We start from the raw sequence: 23,581 nt of genomic DNA on the forward strand, positions 1-23,581 counted from the left end.
ACATTAACTTCTCGATGTGGCAAAGATTGCCAAAAATTCTCAGGCACGTCGTGTCGATTCCCGCCGACGCCGTTCGACGTGTTGACGTGGGCCCCCGGAACACCCCGGCGCGACACTGGTACGGGCCCCTTCCCGAAAACAGAAGGAGAGACACGATGACCCGCTACATGCTGATCCTGCGCTCGACTCCCGCGGCAGAGGAAGCGATGGCGAACGTCGACTTCGAGGACGTGATCGCGGCGATGGGCCGCTTCAACGAGGAGTTGATCAAGGCCGGCGTCCTGCTGGCCGGCGAGGGCCTGGCCGGCCCCGAGGACGGCTTCGTCGTCGACTTCGACTCCGAGACCCCGGTCGTCACCGATGGTCCGTACACCGAAGCCAAAGAGCTGTTCAACGGGTTCTGGGTGCTGGCGGTGTCGTCGATCGAGGAAGCCAAGCAGTGGGCGGTGAAGTGCCCGCTGGGCCCCGGTGCACGACTCGAGGTACGCCGCATCACCGAGACCGAGGAGTTCCCGCAGGACAACGAATGGGTGCAGAAAGAGCTGCGGTGGAAGAAAGAGGGCGTCTGGAAGTAGCGTGCCGACGATTTCGGCGTGGAAGTCGTCTCTGAGCGGCGATTTCCGCGCCGAAATCGCGGATTTGCGAGCACTCGATGACTCAAATTGGAACACGTTCTAGTCTGTAGGCCATGAGTGACTTGCTGCGCCATCCGTTGCACTCCGGCCACCTGACCGTCGGCGCGCTCAAGCGCCACAAGGACAAGCCGGTGCTGTTCCTCGGGGACACCACGATGACCGGCGGCGAACTGGCCGACCGCATCAGTCAGTACATCCAGGCCTTCGAAGCGCTCGGCGCCGGCACCGGTGCCGCGGTCGGGCTGCTCTCGCTCAACCGCCCCGAGGTGCTGATGATCATCGGTGCGGGACAGACTCAGGGGTATCGCCGCACGGCGCTGCATCCGCTTGGCTCCCTGGACGATCACGCCTACGTGCTGTCCGATGCCGAGGTGACGTCGCTGATCATCGATCCGCAGCCGATGTTCGTCGAACGCGCGCTGGGATTGATGCAGAAGGTGCCGTCGCTCAAGCAGGTGCTCACCATCGGCCCCGTCCCCCAGGAGCTCGCCGACAGCGGGGTGGCCGCGGTCGATCTGACAGCTGAGGCGGCGAAATACCCGGCCAAGCCGCTGGCGGCGGCCGATCTGGCGCCCGATCACATCGGCGGACTGACCTACACCGGCGGCACCACCGGAAAGCCCAAGGGCGTGATGGGGACGACGCAGTCGATCACGACGATGACCACCGTGCAGCTGGCCGAGTGGGAATGGCCGGAGAACCCACGGTTCTTGATGTGCACCCCGCTCTCGCATGCCGGGGCGGCGTTCTTCACCCCGGTCATCGTCAAGGGTGGCGAGCTGCGGGTGATGACCAAGTTCGATCCGGCCGAGGTGCTCAAGGTGATCGAGGAGCAGAAGATCACCGCGACGATGCTGGTGCCGTCGATGATCTATGCGCTGATGGATCATCCCGACTCTCACACCCGCGACCTGTCGTCGCTGGAGACGGTGTACTACGGCGCGTCGGCGATGAACCCGGTGCGGCTGAAGGAGGCGATCCGCCGGTTCGGGCCCATCTTCGCGCAGTACTACGGGCAGTCCGAGGCGCCGATGGTGATCACCTACCTGGCCAAGAAGGACCACGACGAGAAGCGGCTGACGTCCTGCGGGCGGCCCACGCTGTTCGCGCGGGTGGCGTTGCTCGGCGACGACGGCCAGCCGGTACCCCAGGGTGAGGTCGGCGAGATCTGCGTGTCAGGGCCGCTGCTGTCGGGCGGATACTGGAACCTGCCCGACGCGACGGCCGAGACCTTCAAAGACGGCTGGATGCACACCGGAGACCTGGCCCGCGAAGACGAGGACGGCTTCTACTACATCGTCGACCGCACCAAGGACATGATCGTCACCGGCGGGTTCAACGTCTTCCCCCGCGAGGTCGAAGACGTTGTGGCCGAGCATCCCTCGGTCGCCCAGGTGTGTGTGATCGGAACGCCCGACGAGAAGTGGGGTGAGGCGGTGACCGCGGTGGTGGTCCTGCGTCCCGACGCCGCGTCCGACGAAGCCGCGGTGGCGACGATGACCGCCGAGATCCAGGCCGCGGTCAAGGAACGCAAAGGCCCGGTCCAGTCGCCCAAGCAGGTGGTCGTCGTCGATTCGGTGCCGATCACGGCGCTGGGCAAGCCGGACAAGAAGGCCGTGCGGAAGCAGTTCTGGGAAGGCACGGGACGTTCGGTCGGCTGAGCCGACAATTCAGCAGGAGTCGGCTGAGCCGAAGATTCAACAGGAGTCGGCTGAGCTAGCAGCCGCTCGCCAGGCCGGCCAGGATCCCGTCGAGCAGCGCGCCCGCGGTGCGGGCCGCCTGCTCGACGTCGCCGGCCGCGATGTGGTCGAGCAACAGGCCGTGATCGACGATCTCCACGGGCTTCTCGTGGGTGGTGGCGACGCTGGCGGTGATGGCCTCCATCAGCCCGCGGTAGAGCTCGAGCAGCATCGCGTTGTGTGAGCTCGCGACCACGGCGAGGTGGAATTCGGCATCGGCGCGGGCGAATTCGTCGGTGTCGCCGGCCGCCATGCAGTCGTCGCGGCGGAGCAACAATTCGCGCAGGACGGCGAGGTCGTCGTCGGTGCGGTGGGCCGCGGCCAGGCGCGCGGCCTCGACTTCCAGGCCGCGCCGTACCTGAAGGACGTCGCGCAGTTCGGCGCCGCAGAGCCGGCGCAGCGCACCCGACACCTCACTCGTGGCGCGGACATAGGTGCCGTCCCCCTGGCGCACCTCCAGCAGGCCGGCGTGCGCCAGGGCACGGACCGCCTCGCGGACGGTGTTGCGGCCCACCCCCAGAGTTTCGACCAGCACGGCCTCGTTGGGGATGCGCTCACCGACGGCCCACTCCCCGACGGCGACTGCATGGCGCAGCTGTTCGATGACCTGGTCGACCAACCCGGTGCGGCGCGCAGTGCTCAACGGCACAAAATACCCTTTCGTCCAATCATGGGATGTATGGCACTCTAGCAAGGTGAGCAGCCCGAAGCAGGACATCGACGCCAAGGCGGCCGACGCCGCTTCGCCGGCCTCAGATCGGGCCCCGACGATCGCAGGGGGCGTGCTGCTGGCGGTGGCGGTGATCCTGACCGCCTTGAATCTGCGCCCGGCCGTCACCAGCGTCGCACCGCTGCTCGGTGACATGCGCACCGACCTGGGGGTGACCGCTACGTGGGCGGGCCTTTTGACCACCCTGCCCGCGTTGTGCTTCGCGGCGGCCGGCCTGGCTGCGCCCTGGTTGTCGTCGCGGATCGGTCTGGGCCGCACGGTCTCTGCCGCGATGGTCGCGCTGACCGTCGGCCTCGCGGTCCGGGTCGTCGACGGCGCGCACCTCGTGATCGGCGCGACGCTGGTCGCGTGCGCAGGTATCGCCCTGGTCAACGTGCTGATTCCGGTCGTCATCAAGGGCTCCTTCCCCACCCGGGTCGGCCTGATGACGGGCATCTACACCGCCGCGCTGCAGGGCGGAGGGGCGCTGGGTTCGGCGGTCACTCCCGGCCTGGAGGAGCCCCTCGGTGGCTGGCGCAGCGCGCTGGCGGTCTGGGCGGTGGTCGCCTTCGTCGCGTTCGTGGTCTGGATGCCGGCCGCGCGTCGGCACCGCAGCGCCTGGACGCCGGTGGCCATTCCCCGCGGCGAACGCCGCTCTCTTCTCCGTAACCGGTTGGCCTGGACGGTCACCCTGTTCTTCGGCTGCCAGGCGTTCATGGCGTACATCGTGATGGGCTGGCTGCCCGAGGTGTTCATCGACAATGGCGTGGACAAGATGGACGCCGGGCTGCTGGTCGGGCTGACCTCGTTGATCGGGGTGCCGGTGGCGCTGGTGATCGCACCGCTGGCCGCGCGCCGCACCAGCCAGAGCGGCGCGATCGCCGGGCTCGGAGTGCTGGGCGTGGCCGGAGCGATCGGGCTGATGGTGGCGCCGGCCGCGCAGCCGGTGCTGTGGAGCGTGCTGATCGGCGCAGGCATGGGCGCATTCGCCATGGCGCTCACCGTCATCGCGCTGCGTGCCCGCACGCCGACCGACACTGCGCAGCTGTCCGGGATGGCGCAGGGACTCGGTTATCTGATCGCCGGGACCGGCCCGTTCCTGTTCGGGTTGCTGCACGACGTCTCCCACGGCTGGACGGTGCCGTGGCTGATGTTCCTGGCCGTCTACCTGGTGCAGATCGCGGCCGGGGTGCTGGCGGGGCGGCCGCGCTTCGTCTGAGGTGCCGCCGGGCAGAATGACGGGGTGACCGTGTCCCCCACCGACGTGCGCGAGACGGTGGCCGCGGTGTGGCGCATGGAGGCCGCCAAGATCGTCGCCACGTTGACGCGCGCGGTCGGTGAGGTCGGCCGGGCTGAAGACCTCGCCCAGGAAGCCCTCGTGGATGCCCTCGATCAGTGGCCCCGCACCGGGGTCCCCCGCAATCCGGGCGCCTGGCTGACGACGGTCGCCAAACGCAAGGCAGTCGACCAGTGGCGGCGTCAGGGCAACCTGGACGCCAAGTATGCGCTGCTGGCCCGTGAGTTGGCCGACCATGTCGACGAGGCGTGGGACCCCGACCGCATCGACGACGACGTACTGCGGCTGATGTTCATGGCGGCTCACCCCGTACTCACCCCGGAGAGCCGGGTGGCGCTGACCCTGCGGGTGGTCGGCGGACTGAGCACCGACGAGATCGCCAAGGCGTTCCTGGTCCCGAAAGCGACCATCGCCCAACGCATCGTCCGCGCCAAGAAGTCCCTGGCCGGGGTGGCATTCGAGGTACCGGACCGACCCGAATGGCCGCACCGGATGTCGACGGTGCTCAGCGTCATCTACCTGATCTTCAACGAGGGCTATGCGGCGTCCACGGGTCGGCACTGGTTCCGCGAGGAGCTGTGCGCGGAGGCGTTGCGCCTGGGTCGGGTACTGACTGCGCTGGCCCCCGACGAGGCCGAAGTGCACGGGCTCGTGGCACTGATGGAGTTCCAGTCCTCCCGGTTGCGCGCCCGGGTCGACGACGAGGGTGCGCCGATCCTCCTCGAGGACCAGGACCGGACGCGGTGGGACCGCGCACAGATACAACGCGGCGTGACCGCCCTGGGCGCCGCAGCACAAGCGCTGCACCGCCGCGGTTCTGGGTGGGGCCCCTATGCGTTGCAGGCGGCGCTGGCCGAAGGCCATGCCATCGCACCGAGCACCGCCGACACCGACTGGCACCGCATCGTGATGCTCTACGACGCGCTGTTGGGTCTGACGACCTCACCGGTCGTGGCGCTCAATCGCGCCGTGGCAGTGGCCATGGCCGACCCCGAGAACGGACCGCAGGCCGCGCTGGACATCGTCGATCACCTCGACGGACTCGACGGCTTGCACGCGCTCCCGGGTGTGCGGGCCGAACTGCTGCGACGCCTCGGTCGTCACGCCGAGGCGGCCGACGAGTTCGACCGCGCTGCGGCGCTGGCCGACAATGACCGGGAACGAGACGTCCTGATGGCCAAAGCCGCCCGCGCCAGGGTCGGCTAGGCGCCCGGCACCGCGGTGCGGGCGGCCACCGACGCGGCGCCGGACCGGTCGAACACGTCGATGACGACATCGGCGTCCTGGTAGCGGCCCAGGTGATGCAGACCTGCGGTGGCGGCGATGATCTCGTTGGCCCGGTCGCCCGACATCGGGTACTCCTCGACCCGATGGCGCCAGTGCGCGGCGACGACCGTGGCCGCCGCCGACAACCGCGGGACCTCGTGGTCCAGCACCGCGCGCAGGGTTTCCGGCTGCAGGTAGTAACACACTTCCGACAGCATCACGAGGTCGAAAGGCCCTGAAGGCCAAGGCTGATCGAGCGATCCGCGCATGAGCGTGACCCGGTCGCGCAGCCCCGCGGCGACCAGGCGCGCGTGGGTGGCGTCCAACGCCGCGACGCTGACGTCGGTGCTGACGACGTGATCACAACGCCCGGCCAGCTGCTCGGTCAGTACTCCGACCGAGCAGCCCGGTTCGAACGCGTTGCGGTACCGCTCATACGGCAGCATCGCGGTGGTGATCGCGTACTTGCGCCGCTCGTACCAGCGATGCTGCAGCTGCCACGGATCGGCCGCCTGCGCATACATGCGGTCGAAGAAGCTGTCGGGAAGCCGGGAACTCAGCGGAAGACCACCTCACCGACGGCCAGCAGCCGGTGCAGCACCGCGGGCGGCAGAACGGGGGGATCGTCAGGCGTCGGCGGCAGGAACTGGCTGCGGAAGCTCTGCGCCGCCAGCCGTTTCCGCTCGGTGGCCGCCGCATCCACCGGCGCGGTGGACATGCGCTGCCAGGGTACGGCGTCGTCGCCGGGTCGAGCCCAGTGCCACATCCACACCGGGTATTCCACCAGCACCGCCCCGGTGCGGCCGGCTGCCACGGCCGCCGCCCGGCCCACGGCCTCGTGGTCGGGATGACCGTCGCCGCGCCACGTTGCCGCGCACCAGGTGCCGGGCGGCTTCGCCGCCAGGATCTCGGTGAGCAGATCCGTCAGACGGTGCTCGTGCTCGGCGATCTCACCGTCGGACAGTCCCAGGCAGATCGGCGGGGCGACGCCCAGAACCCTTGCCGCCCGGTGCAGTTCGGCACGCCGGGTGCGCTCGAGCCGATAGCGCTGCAGAACAGACTGACTCGCGTACGCCGCGCCGCCGTCGCTGGCCGACACGATCTGCACCCGCACCCCGGCAGCGGCGAGTAGCGAGGCCGTCGCACCGAAGCCCAGCGTCTCGTCGTCGGGGTGTGCGCCGGCCACCACGATCTCCGGACAATCACTCAGGTCGAGGGGCGAGGCGTCCCACGCGGCGTTCAGCCACTGGTGCGTCGGCGTGCCCCCGCACGTCAACGGCCGGGCCGCGAGGCGCGCCGAGTTGCTCACGAACGCTGCGGTCACGCTGTCGCCCCTGCCAATTCGCCCAGTCGTGCGAGATCCCGCTCGGCGTGGCTCTGCCGCACGTAGATCGCCAGGTCGGCCACCCGAGCAGCGTGCCCGCCGTCCATCGACAGCGGTCCGGGACCCAGGGCACGTCCGGTCCGCGTGAGCGCTTCCTCCACGGCGGTCTCGGCGACGGCGCGGGCGCGGCGGGCCAGCAACTCGGCACGGCCCTTACGGTTCAACGGGTCCGCATCGAACTCGTCGGCCACCGATGTCAGCGTGGCGTCGGCGGCGGCCAGCGCGGCGTCCACCGCACCCAGGTGGGCCAGCGCGTGCGCGTCGGCACCGTCGGCACGCGCATACAGCGGCGCGGCGACGGCGCGGGCGCCGCCCACCCAGCAGGCCGCCACCCCGGCGGCCCCGTGCCAGAACCCCGGCCGGCTCAGGTACTCGCCCGGCCGCCCCACCTGCACCGCCGGCGTCGAGGTGAATTGCACGGAGCGGGTGTCGGATTCGGCCATCCCGGCGTTGCGCCACGTGCTGGGCAACGGCCGCACGCCGTGGGCGTGCAGGTCGACGGCGAACAGCGCACGCTCCCCGGACGGCAACCTCGCGGTCACCAACGCGTGAGTGCACAGCGCAGCGCCCGAACACCACACCTTGGTGCCGTCCAGCATGGCCGCAGCGCCGTGCTCGCGTGCCGACAGCACCGCGTTCCCGGACTCGGCGGCCCACACGCCCCACCACTGGCCGGGCTGCGGCGTCGGCCCGTCGAGCTCGGCCAGGATGGCCACGGCGTCGAGGTGGGCTTCGGCGAGCCGGCCGGCGGTCACGTCCGTCTCGGCCAGTTCGGCCAGCCGGCGCCAGCGGGTGGCGGTGGCACCCCCGCCGGGCAGCGGCAGATCCAGTGCACCCGACTTGATCCACTGCCTGACCACACCGGCATTCACGACGCGGCCCCTGACGCATTGTGGTCGGTACCCGAGCCCGACAGCGAGCGCAGATGCTGGGCGAAACCGCTGGGCGCGCGGCCCTCTCGGCGGTCCGAGGTCGCCACCGACAGCTGCGCGTCGCGGTCGATCCGCAACCCGGCGGCCTCGAATCGGCTGACGAGCTCGACGTCCTCGCCGGTGGCCAACGCCCGGAAACCACCCACCTGCCAGTACGCGTCGGCGCGAAAACCCATGTTGGCGCCGTGGACGTGATCGTGACCGGCCCCGCCGCCCCGATAGGCGCGCAGGTAACGGCGCGCCACCGTGGCGGGGAAGTTGCGCCACACGGGCACCCGGACCACACCCAGCACCATGTCGGCACCGCCGTGGCGCTGCACATCGGTCATGCGCAACAGCCAGTCCGCGTCGACGACACTGTCGGCGTCGGTGGTGGCGTACCAGGTCGCCTCCGGCGAGCTGCCGTCGTCATCCAGGGAGCGCGCGTAGTCGAACCCGGCGGCGCGAGCCGCACCGACATTGCCGGCGTCGACGGAGACGAAGTGCACGTCCAGCCCGTAGCGCGCAGCTAGGCGCTCGCTGCCGTCGTCGCAGGAATCCAGGACCACGACGATCGTCACCGGGGTGGGCGTGCACAGTGCGGCCGTGGTCAACGCACGCAGGCACTGGGGCAGATGCGCGATCTCGTTGTGCGCCGGCACCACGACCACGGTCTGCCGCAGAGCCGATTCAGGCGCTGTCATGGGGCTTATGTAGCCGCGCAGCGCATGTTTCACACCTGGCACGATGGAGGAGTGAGCGCCCGTGACTGACCATCGGCCCGAGACCTCGCCGCCGATCGAGGCGGTGCTGTTCGACTTCTCCGGCACGCTGTTCCGGCTCGAGGAGGACGACAGCTGGTTCGCCGGGATGGAGCTCGACAGCAGCCTCAGCCCGGCGCAGAGCCGCGAGGTCGACGGACACGTGCAGGCCGAGCTGATGCGCCGGCTCACCGCGCCCACCGGCCGGTCGGTGTCGATGACGCCCGAGGCGCTCGAGGCCTGGATCAACCGGGATCTCGCGCCGCACCTGCACCGGGAGGCGTATCTGCACGTGCTGCGCGAATCCGGGCTGGCCCATCACCACGCGGAGGCGCTCTATGCGCACGTGATCGACCCGTCCTGCTGGACGCCCTACCCGGATACCGCGCCCGCGCTGGCCGGACTGCGACGGCGCGGCGTCAAGACCGCCGTGGTGTCGAACATCGCCTTCGATCTGCGGCCGGCGTTCGACCCGCTGGACGGCGGCGTCGACGAGTTCGTGCTGTCATTCGAGGTCGGTGCCGTCAAACCGGACCCGGTGATCTTCCAGACCGCCCTCGACCGGCTCGGGGTCACCGCCGATCGTGCCCTGATGGTCGGTGACAGTGACGAAGCCGACGGCGGGGCCCGCGCGCTGGGGTGCCGCTTCGCGTTGGTCGACCCGCTGCCCACCCGGGAGCGGCGCGACGGGCTGATCGCCGCGCTGTGGGCCCACGGCCTGCAGGTGTGAGCGCGTAGGTTCTGCGGTATGGCCGACCCGAAGCCGCCGTGGTGGCTCAAACCGATGAACAAGGTGCTGATGGCCGCGACCCGGCTCGGCCTGATCACGGACGGGCCGATGGTGCTCACGGTCACCGGCCGCAAGTCCGGGCAACCACGGTCGACACCGATCACGCCGTTCGAGGTCGACGGACACCGCTACGTCGTCGGCGGCTTTCCCGGCGCGGACTGGGTGCGCAACGCCCAGGCCAACCCCGACGCCGTCCTCGTGCGCGGCAAGGTGCGTCAGCCGGTGCGCATGGTCGAGCTCAGCGCCGAGCAGGCCCGTCCGCTGCTGCGGCAGTTCCCGGTCCTGGTCCCCACCGGGGTCGGGTTCATGAAGAACGCCGGACTGGTGACCGGGCCGAACCCCGACGAGTTCGAGGCGCTGGCCGGGCGCTGCTCGGTGTTCCGCTTCGATAACGTTTGACCCCGTGACCGAGTCAGCGCACCCCATGAGCAACCCGTTCGACGCGGCCCGGTGGGAACCGGTCGCCGGTTTCGACGACCTGACCGACATCACCTACCACCGCCAGGTCGCCGACGGGACGCGACAGCCGACGGTGCGGGTGGCCTTCGACCGACCCGAGGTGCGTAACGCGTTTCGCCCGCACACCGTCGACGAGCTCTACCGGGTGCTCGACAACGCCCGGATGTCGTCCGACGTCGGGGTGGTGCTGCTGACCGGCAACGGGCCGTCCCCGAAGGACGGTGGCTGGGCGTTCTGCTCGGGTGGCGACCAACGCATCCGCGGCCGGTCGGGCTACCAGTACGCCTCCGGGGACACCGCCGAGACCGTGGACCCCGCGCGGGCCGGGCGGCTGCACATCCTGGAGGTCCAGCGCCTGATCCGGTTCATGCCCAAGCCGGTCATCTGCCTGGTGAACGGCTGGGCCGCCGGTGGGGGGCATTCGTTGCACGTGGTGTGCGACCTGACGCTGGCCTCGCGCGAGCATGCCCGGTTCAAACAGACCGACGCCGACGTGGGCAGCTTCGACGGCGGCTACGGCAGCGCCTACCTGGCCCGCCAGACGGGGCAGAAGTTCTCCCGGGAGATCTTCTTCCTGGGCCGCGCCTACACCGCCGAGCAGATGCACGCGATGGGCGCGGTGAACGAGGTGGTCGAGCACGCCGAGCTGGAAAACGTTGCGCTGCAGTGGGCGGCGGAGATCAACGGTAAGTCCCCACAGGCGATCCGGATGCTCAAGTACGCGTTCAACCTGCTCGACGACGGTCTGGTCGGCCAGCAGATGTTCGCCGGCGAGGCCACCCGGCTGGCCTACATGACCGACGAGGCGGTCGAGGGACGCGACGCGTTCCTGGAGAAGCGCGACCCCGACTGGACCCCGTTCCCCCGCTACTTCTGAGCGAATCCGGCGCGTTCGGCGACACCGAGCGTCGCCAAACGCGCCCGATTCACGAGAGGACGTGATGTGACGAGCAGAAACCCGCTGCGGCGGCTGGCCGAGCAGGTCGTGCTGACCGGTATGCGGCCACCGATCCTTCCGACGCTGCTGCAGTATCGGCCCAACCGCGAGGTCGTGGACCTGACCGGCAAGCGGGTGCTGATCACCGGCGCGTCGTCGGGCATCGGCGAGGCCGCCGCCGAGCAACTGGCCCGCCGCGGCGCGGTGGTCGTCGTGGTCGCGCGGCGCAGCGACCTCCTCGAGGGCGTCGTCGAGCGCATCCGCGCCGGCGGCGGCCAGGCCAGCGCGCACGTCTGCGACCTGGCCGACATGGCGGCCATCGACGGGCTCGTTGCCGAGGTCGAGGCCGAACTCGGCGGCATCGACATCCTGGTCAACAACGCCGGACGCTCCATTCGGCGCCCGCTGGCCGAGTCGCTGGAGCGCTGGCACGACGTCGAGCGCACGATCGCACTGAACTACTACGGGCCGCTGCGGTTGATCCGCGGCCTGTGCCCGGGGATGCGCGAACGCGGCGACGGGCACGTCATCAACGTCGCGACATGGGGCGTCAAAACCGAATCGCCGCCGCTGTTCGGGGTGTACAACGCCTCCAAGGCCGCGCTGTCGTCGGTCAGCCGCATCATCGAAACCGAGTGGGGCGACGACGGCGTGCATTCCACGACGCTGTACTACCCGCTGGTCAAAACCCCGATGATCGCCCCGACGCGGGCCTACGACGGACTGCCGGGGCTGTCAGCGGACGAAGCCGCCGGGTGGATCGTCACCGCCGCCCGGCACCGCCCCGTCAGCATCGCGCCCCGCGTCGCGGTCACCGCCGCCGCGGTCAACAGCGTGGCGCCGGCGGTCGTCGACACGCTGATGAAGCGGCAGCGCATGCAGCCCAAGAGCTGAGCGGCATGGGTATCACGACGCTCGCCGACGTGGTTCGCGTCCACGGCCGCGACCGGCCGGACGCGCCCGCGTTGATCGTCGGCGACCACACCATCACCTTCGGCGAGCTCGACCAGCGGTCCAGCCGGGTGGCACAGGCGTTGGCCGCGGCGGGCGTGGGGTCCGGTGACCGGGTCGCGTTCGTCGAGCGCAACGGCGCCGAGTTCTTCGACGTCGTGTTCGGGCTGGCCAAGCTCGGGGCCGTTGCGGTCCCGGTGAACTGGCGACTCGCCGCCCCCGAGATGCGCCAGATCATCGACGACGCGGGCGCGGCCCTGGTGATCGTCGGCGCCGACTTCGTCGGGCATCTGGAAGCCGTCGAAGACGGTCTGGAGGCCGGCGTCGTCGCGATCGGCGGGCACGACCGCTGGCCGTCCTTCGATTCGTGGGTGGCCGGCCACCCCGCCCGCGACCCCGGCGTGGTCACCGGGCCCGACGACCTGGTGTTCTTGATGTACACCTCCGGCACCACGGGCGCACCTAAAGGGGTGATGCTCGGCAACGCCAACTACCGCTGCAAATGCGCCGGGGTGGAGGGGCCGTGGCGGATGGACGCCGACGCGGTCACGCTGGCGGTGATGCCGCTGTTCCACATGGCCGGCTCGGGCTGGGCGCTGGCCGGGCTGTGGCACGGCGGCGCCGTCGTCGTGCTCCGCGACGTCGACCCCGCCGCGATCCTCGACTCGGTCGCGCGCCACGGCGTCACCAACCTGCTGCTGGTGCCGGCCGTCATCGCGTCGCTTCTCGAACGCGACGATCCGCCGCACACCAGCTTCGCCGACCTGCGGATCGTGGTCTACGGCGCCTCCCCGATCAGCGACGACGTGCTGCTGCGCGGCATCGACCGCTTCGGCAGCGTGTTCGCCCAGGTGTACGGCATGACCGAGACGACCGGGTCGGTCACCCAGCTCGACGGCGCCGACCACGTCGCCCACCTGCTGCGCTCGTGCGGCAAGCCCTACCCCTGGGTGCAGATCCGCATCGTGGCCCCCGACGGCAGCGACGTCGCCCCGGGCGCCGTGGGCGAGGTGTGGACCCGCTCCGCGCAGAACATGCTCGGCTACTGGAACAACCCCGACGCCACCGCCGCCGCACTGCATCCCGACGGGTGGTTGCGCACCGGCGACGCCGGCTACCTCGCCGACGGCTACCTCTACCTGCACGACCGGCTCAAGGACATGATCGTCTCCGGTGGGGAGAACGTGTACCCCGCCGAGGTGGAGAACGTGTTGATGACCCACCCCGGGGTCGCCGATGCCGCCGTCATCGGGGTGCCCGACGAGCGGTGGGGCGAGGCGGTCAAGGCGGTGATCGTGGCCAGCCCCGGTGCCGAGCTGAGCGCCGAGGACGTCATCGCCTACGCCCGCACCCGCCTGGGTGGATTCAAGCTGCCCAAGAGCGTCGACTTCGTCGCGGCGCTGCCCCGCAACCCGAGCGGCAAGCTGCTCAAACGCGCGATCCGCGAGCCGTACTGGGCGGGAACCGACCGCCGGATCGGTTGACCCGCGCCGACCGTGATAGGAACGACGGCATGGAGATTCTGGCCAGCCGGGTGTTGCTCCGGCCGGCCGACTACCAGAAGTCCCTGACGTTCTACCGGGACGCGCTGGGCCTGGCGATCGCCCGCGAATACGGCGGAGGCACGGTGTTCCATGCCGGGCAGTCGCTGATCGAACTGGCCGGACACGGCAGCCCCGCCGCCGGGACGCCACCGTTCCCCGGCGCCCTGTGGTTACAGGTGCGCGACCTCGCCGCCACCCAGGACGAGCTGCGCGACCGCGGTGTCGACATCGCCCGGGAAGCCCGTCGCGAACCCTGGGGGCTGCACGAGATGCACGTCAGCGACCCCGACGGCGTGACGTTGATCTTCGTGCAGGTCCCCGACGATCACCCGCTGCGCCGCGACACCCGCGGCTGACCGTTCAGCGCGCAGGCGCTGCGAGGGGCCAGCCGGCTGCCGACAGCCGGGTGGCGACCCGATCGATCTCCTCGCCCGTCAGCTCCGTCTCGGTCACCACGTGAATGGCCGCCCGGATCTCCGGCACCGACGCCGTTTCAGCGTCCCCGTCGGATCCGCTGCCGCGCAACACCATCTGCGCGATCGCCACCACCTCGTCCTCGGCCAGCGAGCGGGTCAGCAACGCCAGCAGCGGGAAGTAGTCCTGCCGCGGGATGCCCTGCGGGTAGCCCTGAGCCAACAGGACCAGCACCCTGTCGATGACCTTCGAAGACATAGCGTGTTGATTCTGACCCGGACGCACGAATTCCGCCAGACCTCCACCGCGGCGAAAACCGTTGCGACGAGGCACTTCACGTCGCAGGAGTGAGGTGTTCACCCGCCCGCCACCCGGCGGCAGGACCGCATTGGCCCGGCCTCCGTCCAGCCGGTTCGACTACCATCGGCCGCTGCGGAACCACCGGGTTCTGCGACGACGACAGGAGGGCACCACCATCGCCATTCTGCGCCCCGTCGAGATCCGGTCAGGCGCCGCCGCCGCGGCGACGCTGAGCGTCGTCGACGACATCCTGTCCGGCGGTGCCGCGGTCCTGCCGGTGCCGGCCGACGACCCCGGCCAAAGCGCCGCGCTGACAACGGCGTTGCGCGCCGGCGACGAGATCGACGACGCCGTCGCGGTGGTGCTGTCCACGTCGGGGACCACCGGCACCCCCAAGGGCGCACAGCTGACGTCGTCGGCGTTGCACGCCAGCGCCACCGCCACCCACACCCGACTCGGCGGCGGCGGCCGCTGGCTACTCGCGCTGCCCGCCTACCACGTGGCCGGGTTCCAGGTGCTGGTCCGCAGCGTCATCGCGGGCACCGAACCGGTCGCCCTCGACCCGGCGTTCGACCCCGCCGAGCTGCCCGGCGCCGTCGCGGCGCTGGGTTCGGGCCGCCGATACGCCTCGCTGGTGGCGGCCCAACTGGACAAGGCAGTGCGCGACCGCCGGGCCGCCGAGGCGCTCGCCGACCTCGATGCGGTGCTGATCGGCGGCGGACCGATGCCCGCGACGGTCGGCGAACGCGCGGCCGCCGCCGGTGTCCGCGTCATCCGGACCTACGGCATGAGCGAGACCGCCGGCGGATGCGTCTACGACGGGGTCGCGCTGCCCGGTGTGCAGGTGCGGGTGGATCCGCAGGCCCGCATCTGGCTGGGCGGCGCGACCGTGGCGGCCGGCTACCGCAACCCGGTCACGCCGGACCCGTTCGCCGAACCGGGCTGGTTCCGCACCGACGACGTCGGCGCCGTCGACGCCGCCGGCGTGCTCACCGTCGCCGGCCGCAGCGATGACGCGATCAGCACCGGTGGTCTGACGGTGCTGCCCGGCCTCGTCGAGACCGCGGTGCTGAGCCATCCGGCGGTGGCCGAGTGCGCGGTGTTCGGCGTGCCCGACGAGCGGCTCGGGCAGCGCGTGGTGGCCGCCGTGGTGCTCGAACCCGGCGCGGCCGTGACGCTCGACGAGCTGCGCACCCATGCCGCGCAGACCCTGGACCGCACCGCCGCCCCGCGCGAACTGCACGTGCTGGACGCGCTGCCGCGGCGCGGCATCGGCAAGGTGGACCGCCGCGCGCTGCGCCGGCTGGCCGAGGGATGAAGGGCCCACAGATCACCCCGGCGGACGGATAATCGGGCGATGAGCAACGAGGTGACCACGGTCGACGAGCTGCGTGCCATCGTCGGGCACCCCGTGGAGGCGGTGGCCAAGAAGGTGACCGATCGGTTGTCGGGCGCGCACCGGCTGTGGCTGGCGCACTCGCCACTCGGGTTCGTCGCGACCACCGACGCGCAGGGCCGCGTCGACGTGTCCCCCAAAGGGGATCCGCCCGGCTTCGTGCACGTCCTCGACGACCTGACGATCGCCATCCCCGAGCGGCCGGGCAACAAGCGCGTCGACGGCTACCTCAACGTTCTGCAGCGCCCGCAGGTCGGGACGCTGTTCGTCATCCCCGGGCGCGGGGACACGCTGCGGATCAACGGCCGCGCCCGCATCCTGTCCGACGCCGACTACTTCGACGCGATGGTCGTGCAGGGCAAGCGCCCCATCCTGGCGCTGGAGATCGCCGTCGAGGAGGTGTTCTTCCACTGCGCGAAGGCGTTTCTGCGGTCGGACGCCTGGGATCCGCAGCGCTGGGACCCGACCGCGGTGCCCAGCGTCGCGCAGATGGCCAAGGCGATGCGCACCGACATGAGCCTCGAGGAGCTCGAGCGCTACTTCAGCGAGGAGAACATGCGCTCGATGTTGTATTGAGCGCCCGCGCTCGTGCTGTACTGAGCGCCCGCGCTCGTGCTGTATCGAACGCCCGACCGTTACCGATGTCTGACCTGCCGGCGGCGCGCACAGGCTGGTCAGAACCCTGCGAGGGCACCGGCGAACGCGCGTGAATGCGCAGAATCGGACGGCCTGTCGCGGGCGGACACGCGCGCTCGGCCAAGATGGTGGGGTGCGAATCGGTCGCAGAGAGGCGGTGGCGGTCAGTGCCGCCGTGGTGCTCGTCGTGGCAGCGTTCGTCGTGCCGCGTCTCGACCTGGGCATCGTCACCCCGCTGATCAACGCTTCCCCCCAACGTTTCCGCAGCTTCGCCGACACCGCGCCGATCTTCGGCTGGTGGAACGCGCACGTCGGGCCCGGCACCGTCCCGGCGATCGCCATCGGCGTCGCCGCGGTGTTGTGGGGCCCGACGCTGGCCCGGCGGCTGCCCTGGCGGGCGCTGCCGTGGGTGGCGTGGGCGACGTCCTGCGCATGGGCGTTCAGCCTGGCGATGATCGACGGCTGGCAGCGCGGCTTCGCCGGCCGCCTCGAAGCCCGCCACGAGTATCTGCGCCAGGTGCCGTCGGTCACCGACGTCGGCGAGGCGGTCCGCACGTTCGCCGACCGGATCATCGACTACCAACCGGACTCATGGATCACCCACGTCTCCGGGCACCCGCCGGGGGCGCTGCTGACCTTCGTGTGGCTCGACCGGATCGGGTTGAGCGGCGGCGCCTGGGCCGGGCTGCTGTGCCTGCTGGTCGGATCCAGCATCGCCGCGGCGATCGTCGTCACCGTCCGCGCACTGGCCGACGAGGACGCCGCACGCACGGCCGCCCCGTTCGTCGCGGTGGCACCGTCGGCGATCTGGATCGCGGTGTCCGCCGACGGGTACTTCGCCGGTGTCGCCGCGTGGGGGATCACGCTTCTGGCGCTGGCGGTGACCGCCCGGGTGCGGCTCCCGTGGCTGGCCGCGGTGGGTGCCGGGCTGCTGCTCAGCTGGGGCATCTTCCTCAACTACGGCCTGGGGCTGATCGCGCTGCCCGCCGTCGCCGTGCTCCTCAGCGCCGCAACCTGGCGGGCCGCCCTGACGGCGCTCGCGCCGGCAGTCCTGGCCGCGCTGGCCGTGGTCGGGGTGTTCGCGCTGGCGGGGTTCTGGTGGTTCGACGGGTATGTGCTGGTGCAGGAGCGTTACTGGCAGGGGATCGCGAACGACCGGCCGTTCCAGTACTGGGGGTGGGCCAACCTCGCCTCGACGGTGTGTGCGATCGGGTTGGGCAGCGTCGCCGCACTGGCCCGCGCGTTCGACCTCGCGGCGGTCAAACGTCGCTCCGGGCTGCACCTGCTGGTGCTCGCCGCGCTGTTGGCGATCCTGTTCGCCGACCTGTCGCGGCTGAGCAAGGCCGAGACCGAACGGATCTGGTTGCCGTTCACGGTGTGGCTGGTGGCGGCAACGGCACTGCTGCCCCGGCCGTCGCTACGGTTCTGGCTGGCGCTCAACGTCATCGGTGCGCTGGCCCTGAACCACTTCATCCTGACCAACTGGTAGCGGTCAGCGGGCCACCAGGCTGGCCACGACGCGCTGCCCGATGGGGTGGACGTCGGCCACCGCCAGACCCACCCGGGCGGCGAGCGCGGGGACGCAGTCGATTCCCACCGACGCCCAGCGGAACCAGGGGCCGATCGTCTCCTGCGATTCCAGGCGCACCCAGCTGACGTTGATTCCCGTTGTCGCCGAATCGAATTCGGCGATACATCGGCCGCCGCGGCGCAACAGCTCACCGGCGCGACGCAGAATCCGCTCCGGGTCACCGCCGAGGCCGACGTTGCCGTCGGCCAGCAGCACGGTCTGCCAGCGCCCGGTGCCGGGCAGCGGGTCGAAGACGTCGCGACGCAACGCCGGGGCGCCGCTGCGGCGGGCCAGGTCGATCGCGGTCGCCGACACGTCCACGCCCAGGGCGGGAACTCCCCGCTCGATCAGGTGGGCCACCAAGCGTCCAGGGCCGCAACCCAAATCGATGGTCGGCCCCTGACAGAGAGCGACGATGGCCTCGTCGAAGACGGTGTCGGCGCTGCGGCCACCCAGCCAGCTGCCGACCGGCAACCGGCCCACCCGGCCGTCGTCGTGGCGCACCCAGCACCGTTCCCCGCCGAGCGCGCGGTCGTAGAGCTGCCCGAACATCAGATCCCCGCCTCTTCGGTGACCCGGCGGAACAGCGACCCGGGTGAACAGGCCGCACGCACGGCGACGACGTCGTCGATGGTGTCCACATCGGTCAGTTCATCGACCAGTTCTACACCGAGCCCGCTGTGCTGCAGCGCTTTCAGGGTCAGCTCACCGGTGTCGGGTGCCGACATCGGCACGTCACGCAGGCATTCGGCGGCGGCGGCATCGGTGACGCCCAGTACCCACCAGCCGCCGTCGCGCGCCATGCCCAGCACCGCGTCGGCGTCGGCCAGACCCGTCGCACACCGACCCAGCAGTTCGGCGGTGACCTGCGGGGTATCCATCCCGATCTGCACCACCGGCAGCCCCGACGTCGCCGCCGCGGTATCGGCGTGAGCATTGGCCAACCGCGCCGCGAAGTCGGCTCCGCGCTGTTCGATGACGACGAAATCTGCCAGCCGAGAACGGATCTCATCGGCACGATGGGCCTGGTCCAGGTCGCCGGTGAACGCCACGACGCGCGCCGTCACCGGCGTCGCGGCGACCGCAGCCAAGGTGTCGAGCAGGGCCGCCGCGGCGATGTCGGCGGCTGTCGGGTCCCCCACCGAGGCGGCCAGCCTCGTCTTGGCCAGTCCGGCGACCGGCGCCTTGGCGACCACCAGAACGCTCGCTTCGATCACGAGATCACTTTCCAGAAGTCCCAGGCGGCGATGGCGCTGCCCTTCACCGAACCACTGACCTTCGAGGTCCCCCCCGTCCGCGCGCCGTACGCGACGTCACGTTCGGTCACCGTCCACCCGGCCTGCGCCGCCCGCACCAACAGCTCCAGCGGATAACCCGACCGGCGGTCGGTGACCCCGAGCGCCAGCAGCGCGTCGCGGCGGGACACCCGCATCGGCGCGATGTCGTGGACCGCCAGCCCGTGACGCGTCCGCAGCCGCCAGCACACCGCCGCGGTGCCCAGCCGGGCGTGCCACGGCCATTTCAGCCCGGGCACCGCCCGGCGCCGTCCGATCGCCATGTCCGCGCCGTCCTCGACGTCGTCGACCAGGGCGGGCAGCTCGCGGGGGTCCAGCGACCCGTCGGCGTCGAGCACCGCCACGATCGGCGTCGTCGCCGCGACCACGCCGGCGTGCACGGCCGCGCCGTATCCGGGCCTGCGCTCGGCGACCACCTCGGCGCCGTGGCTGCGGGCCACCTCGGCGGTTCCGTCTGTGCTGTTGTTGTCGACCACGAGTGCTCTGTACCCATCGGGGAGGTCCGCGAGCACTCCGGGAAGCGACGCCGCCTCGTTGAGGCAGGGCAGCACCACCGTGACAGGCCGGTCAGGCCGTTGAGACATAGCCACCTAACCTATTGCAGACCTCTTTCCACCGCGACCACCAACCGAGGTGCAAGCCTGACAATTCCGTAACAAAGGCGCTGGTCGCGGGGTTGGCGCGCTAGCCTCGGAGTGGTGACCCGAGTGCTGATCGCCGACGACGACGATGTCGTCCGCGATGTCGTCCGCCGCTACCTGGAACGGGACGGCCTCGACGTGTCGACCGCCCACGACGGCAACGAGGCGCTGCGTCTGCTGTGTTCGCAGCGCATCGACGTCGCGATCCTCGATGTGATGATGCCCGGCCCGGACGGCCTGTCGCTGTGCGGACGGCTGCGTGAAGGTGGGGCGTACAGCGTGCCGGTGATCCTGCTGACCGCGCTCGGCGAGGAGGACGACCGCATCGCCGGGCTGGAAGCCGGCGCCGACGACTACCTGACCAAACCGTTCTCGCCGCGCGAGCTGGCCCTGCGGGTGCGTTCGGTGCTGCGGCGCGCGCCTGCCTCGTCGAACGTGCTGCCCCGCGACATCACCGCCGGTGAGCTGGTGGTCTCCACCGCCTCGCGGGCCGTGACGGTACGGGGGCGGCGGATCAGCCTGACCAACCGGGAGTTCGACCTGCTGGTGTTCTTCCTCACCCACCCCGACGCCGTCTTCACCCGCGAGGACCTGCTCAAGCAGGTGTGGCGGTGGGACTTCGGGGACCTGTCGACCGTGACGGTGCACGTCAAGCGGCTGCGCTCCAAGCTGGGCGAACACCATCGGGTGCAGACGGTGTGGGGCCGCGGCTACATGTGGGCCGCCGACGGGCCGGCAACCGGACGGTGAGGATGGGCAGCGCTGACTTCTGGGAGATGGTCGGCTGGGCACTGGCCTGCTCGGTGCCGGTGGTGCTGATCGGCGGGGTCGTCATCCGGCTGGCCCGCACCTGGTCGCTGGCGGTGAGCATGGTCGCGCTGGTGCTGATCCCGGTGATCGCGACGTTCACCGGAGTGCTGGGCGCCAGCGGCTTCATGATCACCTCGACGTTCGAGAGCATCGCGGTGGTGCTCGTGATCGTGTCGATCGTGACGATCCCCGCCGCGGTGATGCTGGGCCGCTACCAGGCCAGACGCACCGTGTGGGAAGCCGAGATCCGCGACTCCGAGCGTTCGGCAGAGCATTCGCGGCGCCGTCTGGTGGCCTTCGTCAGCCACGATCTGCGCACTCCGCTGGCCGGCATCCGCGCGGTCTCGGAGGCGATCGCCGACGGCGTGGTGCCCGACGACGAGGTCAAGGTGCACGCCAAACACATCGAGCACGAATCGGTGCGCCTGTCGGAGATGGTCGACGACCTGTTCGAGATGTCGAAGATCAACGCCGGCGCGCTGACCCCGTCGTTCGACAAGGTGGCGCTCGACGAGGTGGTCGACGACGTGCTGGCCGCGCACCGCATCGCCGCCGAGCGTGCCGGCGTGGTGCTGCGTGCGAACCTGCCCGACCAGCCGGTGCGGGTGGTCGGCAGCGACCGGGCGCTGGTGCGGGTGCTGTCGAACCTGGTGGCCAACGCGATCGCGCACACGCCCGAGGGCGGCAGTGTGGAACTGGCGCTGGGCGCCGACGAGAACAGCGCCTGGGCCCGCGTCGACGACACCGGGGTCGGCATCGACGAAGCCGACCTGCCCCGCGTGTTCGACGTCGCCTACCGGGGATCCAACAGCCGGGTGCCGCGTGCGGATTCGTCGCTGCCCAGCGGTTCGGGGCTCGGGTTGGCGATCGCGGCCGGGCTGGTGCAAGCCCACCGCGGCACGCTGTCGGCGCACAACCTGCCCACCGGAGCCCGCTTCGAGGTCCGCCTGCCGCTGGCCGGCGACTGAGGTCCTGGTTCGCGAACGTGCATTCCTTGTAGCGGTCGGCGGCCGGGAGCTACAGGGAATGCACGTTCGCGGATCAGCCGGTCGGCAGCGGGGGAAGTCAGCCGGGGGTGCGTCAGCCGGGTAGGGAGTTGCTCAGCCGGTCGGCGGCGGCCAGATAGTCCTCGATGAACTCGCGCACCACCTCGCGGGCCGGTTTCACCTTGTTCATCAAGCCCACCCCCTGGCCGACAAAGTAGGTTGCCAGCGCCTGGGCGCCGTCATGCCCCTGGGCGGCCAGCACGTCGATGCGGCGGATCACCGGCTCGCACAGCATCGACTGCAGCGGAAGAGGAAGTGGCTGGTGCCCGCCGGAATGCGGCAGCCAGGCGTCCGTCCACTCGGAGACCAGCTGACGCGAGGGCTTGCCGGTGCGCCCGGCCGAGCGCACGGTGTCCCGCGACGATGCGGCCAGCATTTTGGCCACCGTGTGCGGTGCGGTCTCGGCTTCTTCGGTGGTCAGCCACACCGACCCGGTCCACGCGCCGGCCGCACCGATGGCCACCATCCCGGCCATCTGCCGACCGGTGACGATTCCGCCCGCGGCCAGCACCGGGACCGCGCCGTCGACGGCGTCGAGAACCTCCGGGACGACGACCAGCGTGCTGACCTCGCCGCAGTGCCCACCGGCCTCGGTGCCCTGCGCGACGATCAGGTCAACCCCCGCGGCGACCTGCTTGACGGCGTGCTCCTTGGCGCCGACCAGCGCCGCGACGGGGATACCGCGTTCCTTGCCCGCCTCGATCATGTAGTCCGGCGGCACCCCCAGCGCGTTGGCGATGAGCTTCACCGGATGGGTCAGCGCGACGTCGAGCAACTCGCGGCCGGTGTTCCCCGACAGCGACGCCCCTCCGAGTCGGCGCTCCGGCTCGGGTTCGATGTCGTGGCTGCGCAGCAGGTCGTCGACGAGGTCTCGGTAGGCCTGCGGGATCCGGCCGGCCAGGTCGGTGCCCGAGAGCTTCTCGCCCTTGCCCTCGAACTTCGCCGGAACGATCAGATCGACCCCGTAGGGCTTGTCGCCGACCGCCTCGTCGATCCACGTCAGCTCGCGATCGAGCTGCTCAGGGGTGTACGCCGTGGCACCCAGCACGCCGAACCCGCCGGCGTTGGTGACCGCGGCCACCACGTCGCGACAGTGGCTGAACGCGAAGAGCGGGAAGTCGATGCCGTACTGCTCACACAGCGCTTGAGAGGTCATGGGGATCAGTATTACTTGACAGCTGTCAACCAGGGTCGGGAACCCCCGAACACTCGGCCCGGGCAGCGGCGGCGCAGTTGCCGGGGCCAGGAAGGGCCACCTGGCTCATCTCCACTACGACGACATCTCCACTTCGACGCCTCGGTGTTCATCGGCCCGGTGCGCTGATGCCGTGGGTGGCCAGGAAACGCTCGACGGCGTTCACCATCTGCGGGCCGTCCGCCAGCGCCGGATCGTTGTGCCCGACACCGGACACCGTCAGGAACTCCTTCGGTTCCGGGGCCGCATCGTAGAGTTGCCGACTCAGTGACCAGGGCACGATGTCGTCCTCGTCTCCGGCGATGACGAGCAGCGGAGCCTGCAGGGCCGGGATCCGCTGCAGCGACGGGTAGCGGTCCATCAGCAGCTTGCCCACCGGGAGCCACGGATAGTGCGCACCGGCGACGTCGGTCAGCGACGTGAACGGCGAACGCAGGATCAGGGCGGCGGGTGGACGCTCGACGGCCAGCCCGACCGCGACCGCGGCGCCCAGCGACTCCCCGAAGTAGACGATGCGGTCGACCTCCGGCTGCGCGGTCAGCCAGTCGTGGGCGGCGCGGGCATCGGTGGCCAGACCCTCCTCGGTGGGCTTGCCCGGGTTGCCGCCGTAGCCGCGGTAGTCGACCAGCAGCACCGACAGGCCCATCCGGTGCAGACCCGCGGCCAGCGGTGCCCGCATCGCGCGGTCACCGCCGTTGCCGGGCAACACCAGAACCGCCGGACCACCGGTGCCGGGCAGATACCAAGCGCCCAGCTCGAGGCCGTCGGCGGTGCGCAGGACGACGTCCCGCGCGCCGGACAGCACCGTCGCCGCCGACGGCACCGGTCCGTCAGACGGGAAGTAGATCAGCCGTCGCTGCTGCGACCACAACAGCCCGAGCAGCCCCGACACCAC

At 70.7% G+C, this 23,581-nt stretch carries 26 protein-coding genes; 15 read left to right on the forward strand and 11 right to left on the reverse strand.

All coding sequences use genetic code 11. The annotated features are described in order from the left end of the window. Positions 1–155: 155 nt before the first annotated feature. Together J3476_RS08450 and fadD8 are read left to right on the forward strand one after the other, a co-directional pair. Positions 156–575 carry a YciI family protein gene (locus J3476_RS08450; protein ID WP_207066036.1) on the forward strand — a complete coding sequence of 140 codons (420 nt, stop codon included), beginning with the start codon at positions 156–158 and terminating at the stop codon, positions 573–575. 113 nt (positions 576–688) lie between these two features. After that, positions 689–2,296 (forward strand): fatty-acid--CoA ligase FadD8, encoded by a 1,608-nt coding sequence (gene fadD8, locus J3476_RS08455; RefSeq protein ID WP_207066037.1) that lies wholly within the window; start codon positions 689–691, stop codon positions 2,294–2,296. Positions 2,297–2,351: 55 nt separating this feature from the next. Here fadD8 and J3476_RS08460 read toward each other — a convergent pair whose 3' ends face one another. Then, the gene (locus tag J3476_RS08460; protein WP_207066038.1) at positions 2,352–3,023 is read right to left on the reverse strand and encodes a FadR/GntR family transcriptional regulator; all 672 of its coding nucleotides are present in this window, start codon (positions 3,021–3,023) and stop codon (positions 2,352–2,354) included. 67 nt (positions 3,024–3,090) lie between these two features. Between J3476_RS08460 and J3476_RS08465 the strand changes: the two genes are divergently transcribed. Further along, complete coding sequence (locus J3476_RS08465) at positions 3,091–4,302, forward strand: MFS transporter (RefSeq protein WP_286182772.1); 1,212 nt, start codon at positions 3,091–3,093, stop codon at positions 4,300–4,302. Positions 4,303–4,377: 75 nt separating this feature from the next. After that, positions 4,378–5,586, forward strand: coding sequence for an RNA polymerase sigma factor (locus tag J3476_RS08470; protein ID WP_207066081.1), 1,209 nt, complete (start codon positions 4,378–4,380; stop codon positions 5,584–5,586). Here the strand turns inward: J3476_RS08470 and J3476_RS08475 are convergent. The 4 genes from J3476_RS08475 to J3476_RS08490 are packed head-to-tail and all read right to left on the reverse strand — an operon-like array spanning position 5,583 to position 8,645. Further along, positions 5,583–6,170 carry a class I SAM-dependent methyltransferase gene (locus J3476_RS08475; protein WP_207066040.1) on the reverse strand — a complete coding sequence of 196 codons (588 nt, stop codon included), beginning with the start codon at positions 6,168–6,170 and terminating at the stop codon, positions 5,583–5,585. The genes J3476_RS08470 and J3476_RS08475 overlap by 4 nt on opposite strands. Positions 6,171–6,202: 32 nt before the next feature. Further along, a complete protein-coding gene (locus tag J3476_RS08480; protein ID WP_207066041.1) occupies positions 6,203–6,970 on the reverse strand; it encodes a PIG-L deacetylase family protein in 768 nt (255 codons plus the stop codon). Further along, positions 6,967–7,902 carry an acyl-CoA dehydrogenase gene (locus tag J3476_RS08485; RefSeq protein ID WP_207066042.1) on the reverse strand — a complete coding sequence of 312 codons (936 nt, stop codon included), beginning with the start codon at positions 7,900–7,902 and terminating at the stop codon, positions 6,967–6,969. The genes J3476_RS08480 and J3476_RS08485 overlap by 4 nt, the downstream gene beginning before the upstream one ends. After that, the gene (locus J3476_RS08490; protein ID WP_207066043.1) at positions 7,899–8,645 is read right to left on the reverse strand and encodes a glycosyltransferase family 2 protein; all 747 of its coding nucleotides are present in this window, start codon (positions 8,643–8,645) and stop codon (positions 7,899–7,901) included. The genes J3476_RS08485 and J3476_RS08490 overlap by 4 nt, the downstream gene beginning before the upstream one ends. 61 nt (positions 8,646–8,706) lie before the next feature. Here J3476_RS08490 and J3476_RS08495 point away from each other — a divergent pair, with 61 nt between their 5' ends. From J3476_RS08495 to J3476_RS08520, 6 genes are all read left to right on the forward strand, one after another. Continuing rightward, the gene (locus tag J3476_RS08495; protein ID WP_286182761.1) at positions 8,707–9,432 is read left to right on the forward strand and encodes an HAD family hydrolase; all 726 of its coding nucleotides are present in this window, start codon (positions 8,707–8,709) and stop codon (positions 9,430–9,432) included. 18 nt (positions 9,433–9,450) lie between these two features. Beyond that, positions 9,451–9,891, forward strand: a complete 441-nt coding sequence (locus tag J3476_RS08500) for a nitroreductase family deazaflavin-dependent oxidoreductase (protein WP_207066044.1) — start codon at positions 9,451–9,453, stop codon at positions 9,889–9,891. Between the two features lie 25 nt (positions 9,892–9,916). After that, entirely contained in the window at positions 9,917–10,828 is a 912-nt protein-coding gene (locus J3476_RS08505) for a 1,4-dihydroxy-2-naphthoyl-CoA synthase (protein ID WP_207066083.1), read from the forward strand. Positions 10,829–10,894: 66 nt separating this feature from the next. Then, complete coding sequence (locus tag J3476_RS08510) at positions 10,895–11,782, forward strand: SDR family oxidoreductase (protein ID WP_207066045.1); 888 nt, start codon at positions 10,895–10,897, stop codon at positions 11,780–11,782. 5 nt (positions 11,783–11,787) lie between these two features. Continuing rightward, positions 11,788–13,323 (forward strand): long-chain-fatty-acid--CoA ligase, encoded by a 1,536-nt coding sequence (locus J3476_RS08515; RefSeq protein WP_207066046.1) that lies wholly within the window; start codon positions 11,788–11,790, stop codon positions 13,321–13,323. A gap of 29 nt (positions 13,324–13,352) precedes the next feature. After that, complete coding sequence (locus tag J3476_RS08520) at positions 13,353–13,739, forward strand: VOC family protein (RefSeq protein ID WP_207066047.1); 387 nt, start codon at positions 13,353–13,355, stop codon at positions 13,737–13,739. A gap of 4 nt (positions 13,740–13,743) precedes the next feature. On the opposite strand, the gene J3476_RS08525 is transcribed toward J3476_RS08520, so the two are convergent. Further along, positions 13,744–14,055: a DUF3349 domain-containing protein gene (locus J3476_RS08525; protein WP_207066048.1), complete on the reverse strand. Its 312-nt coding sequence runs from the start codon at positions 14,053–14,055 to the stop codon at positions 13,744–13,746. Positions 14,056–14,272: 217 nt separating this feature from the next. Between J3476_RS08525 and menE the strand changes: the two genes are divergently transcribed. From menE to J3476_RS08540, 3 genes are all read left to right on the forward strand, one after another. Next, positions 14,273–15,415 carry an o-succinylbenzoate--CoA ligase gene (menE, locus tag J3476_RS08530; RefSeq protein ID WP_207066084.1) on the forward strand — a complete coding sequence of 381 codons (1,143 nt, stop codon included), beginning with the start codon at positions 14,273–14,275 and terminating at the stop codon, positions 15,413–15,415. Between the two features lie 39 nt (positions 15,416–15,454). Further along, a complete protein-coding gene (locus J3476_RS08535; RefSeq protein ID WP_207066049.1) occupies positions 15,455–16,069 on the forward strand; it encodes a pyridoxamine 5'-phosphate oxidase family protein in 615 nt (204 codons plus the stop codon). Positions 16,070–16,262: 193 nt separating this feature from the next. Continuing rightward, positions 16,263–17,618 (forward strand): hypothetical protein, encoded by a 1,356-nt coding sequence (locus J3476_RS08540; protein WP_207066050.1) that lies wholly within the window; start codon positions 16,263–16,265, stop codon positions 17,616–17,618. A 3-nt stretch (positions 17,619–17,621) separates the two neighbouring features. Here the strand turns inward: J3476_RS08540 and J3476_RS08545 are convergent, their stop codons facing one another. The 3 genes from J3476_RS08545 to J3476_RS08555 are packed head-to-tail and all read right to left on the reverse strand — an operon-like array spanning position 17,622 to position 19,578. Next, positions 17,622–18,251 carry a class I SAM-dependent methyltransferase gene (locus J3476_RS08545; protein WP_207066051.1) on the reverse strand — a complete coding sequence of 210 codons (630 nt, stop codon included), beginning with the start codon at positions 18,249–18,251 and terminating at the stop codon, positions 17,622–17,624. Beyond that, positions 18,251–18,916 (reverse strand): DUF2064 domain-containing protein, encoded by a 666-nt coding sequence (locus J3476_RS08550; RefSeq protein ID WP_207066052.1) that lies wholly within the window; start codon positions 18,914–18,916, stop codon positions 18,251–18,253. Before J3476_RS08550 ends, J3476_RS08545 begins: the two co-directional genes overlap by 1 nt. After that, a complete protein-coding gene (locus J3476_RS08555) occupies positions 18,913–19,578 on the reverse strand; it encodes a glycosyltransferase family 2 protein (RefSeq protein ID WP_207066053.1) in 666 nt (221 codons plus the stop codon). Before J3476_RS08555 ends, J3476_RS08550 begins: the two co-directional genes overlap by 4 nt. Before the next feature lie 114 nt (positions 19,579–19,692). Here J3476_RS08555 and J3476_RS08560 point away from each other — a divergent pair, with 114 nt between their 5' ends. Together J3476_RS08560 and J3476_RS08565 are read left to right on the forward strand one after the other, a co-directional pair. Further along, positions 19,693–20,385 carry a response regulator transcription factor gene (locus J3476_RS08560; protein ID WP_152515422.1) on the forward strand — a complete coding sequence of 231 codons (693 nt, stop codon included), beginning with the start codon at positions 19,693–19,695 and terminating at the stop codon, positions 20,383–20,385. Between the two features lie 2 nt (positions 20,386–20,387). Further along, positions 20,388–21,413 (forward strand): cell wall metabolism sensor histidine kinase WalK, encoded by a 1,026-nt coding sequence (locus J3476_RS08565; RefSeq protein ID WP_152515421.1) that lies wholly within the window; start codon positions 20,388–20,390, stop codon positions 21,411–21,413. Positions 21,414–21,525: 112 nt separating this feature from the next. Here J3476_RS08565 and J3476_RS08570 read toward each other — a convergent pair whose 3' ends face one another. Both J3476_RS08570 and J3476_RS08575 read right to left on the reverse strand, forming a co-directional pair. Beyond that, positions 21,526–22,647 carry a nitronate monooxygenase family protein gene (locus J3476_RS08570; RefSeq protein WP_207066054.1) on the reverse strand — a complete coding sequence of 374 codons (1,122 nt, stop codon included), beginning with the start codon at positions 22,645–22,647 and terminating at the stop codon, positions 21,526–21,528. Positions 22,648–22,795: 148 nt separating this feature from the next. Continuing rightward, on the reverse strand, positions 22,796–23,581 hold the full coding sequence (locus J3476_RS08575) for an alpha/beta hydrolase (protein ID WP_207066085.1): 786 nt from the start codon (positions 23,579–23,581) through the stop codon (positions 22,796–22,798).

The sequence above is a fragment of the Mycobacterium sp. PO1 genome, from assembly GCF_017312405.1.
In the GTDB taxonomy this organism is placed as follows: Bacteria; Actinomycetota; Actinomycetes; order Mycobacteriales; family Mycobacteriaceae; genus Mycobacterium.

Coding starts and splice junctions, on each gene's coding strand:
- J3476_RS08490 (WP_207066043.1), bottom strand. CDS start 8,645: ATGACAGCGCCTGAATCGGCTCTGCGGCAGACCGTGGTCGTGGTGCCG.
- J3476_RS08505 (WP_207066083.1), top strand. CDS start 9,917: ATGAGCAACCCGTTCGACGCGGCCCGGTGGGAACCGGTCGCCGGTTTC.
- J3476_RS08565 (WP_152515421.1), top strand. CDS start 20,388: ATGGGCAGCGCTGACTTCTGGGAGATGGTCGGCTGGGCACTGGCCTGC.
- J3476_RS08475 (WP_207066040.1), bottom strand. CDS start 6,170: ATGTATGCGCAGGCGGCCGATCCGTGGCAGCTGCAGCATCGCTGGTAC.
- J3476_RS08500 (WP_207066044.1), top strand. CDS start 9,451: ATGGCCGACCCGAAGCCGCCGTGGTGGCTCAAACCGATGAACAAGGTG.
- J3476_RS08570 (WP_207066054.1), bottom strand. CDS start 22,647: ATGACCTCTCAAGCGCTGTGTGAGCAGTACGGCATCGACTTCCCGCTC.
- J3476_RS08525 (WP_207066048.1), bottom strand. CDS start 14,055: ATGTCTTCGAAGGTCATCGACAGGGTGCTGGTCCTGTTGGCTCAGGGC.
- J3476_RS08450 (WP_207066036.1), top strand. CDS start 156: ATGACCCGCTACATGCTGATCCTGCGCTCGACTCCCGCGGCAGAGGAA.
- fadD8 (WP_207066037.1), top strand. CDS start 689: ATGAGTGACTTGCTGCGCCATCCGTTGCACTCCGGCCACCTGACCGTC.
- J3476_RS08545 (WP_207066051.1), bottom strand. CDS start 18,251: ATGTTCGGGCAGCTCTACGACCGCGCGCTCGGCGGGGAACGGTGCTGG.
- J3476_RS08470 (WP_207066081.1), top strand. CDS start 4,378: ATGGAGGCCGCCAAGATCGTCGCCACGTTGACGCGCGCGGTCGGTGAG.
- J3476_RS08535 (WP_207066049.1), top strand. CDS start 15,455: ATGAGCAACGAGGTGACCACGGTCGACGAGCTGCGTGCCATCGTCGGG.
- J3476_RS08515 (WP_207066046.1), top strand. CDS start 11,788: ATGGGTATCACGACGCTCGCCGACGTGGTTCGCGTCCACGGCCGCGAC.
- J3476_RS08555 (WP_207066053.1), bottom strand. CDS start 19,578: ATGTCTCAACGGCCTGACCGGCCTGTCACGGTGGTGCTGCCCTGCCTC.
- J3476_RS08520 (WP_207066047.1), top strand. CDS start 13,353: ATGGAGATTCTGGCCAGCCGGGTGTTGCTCCGGCCGGCCGACTACCAG.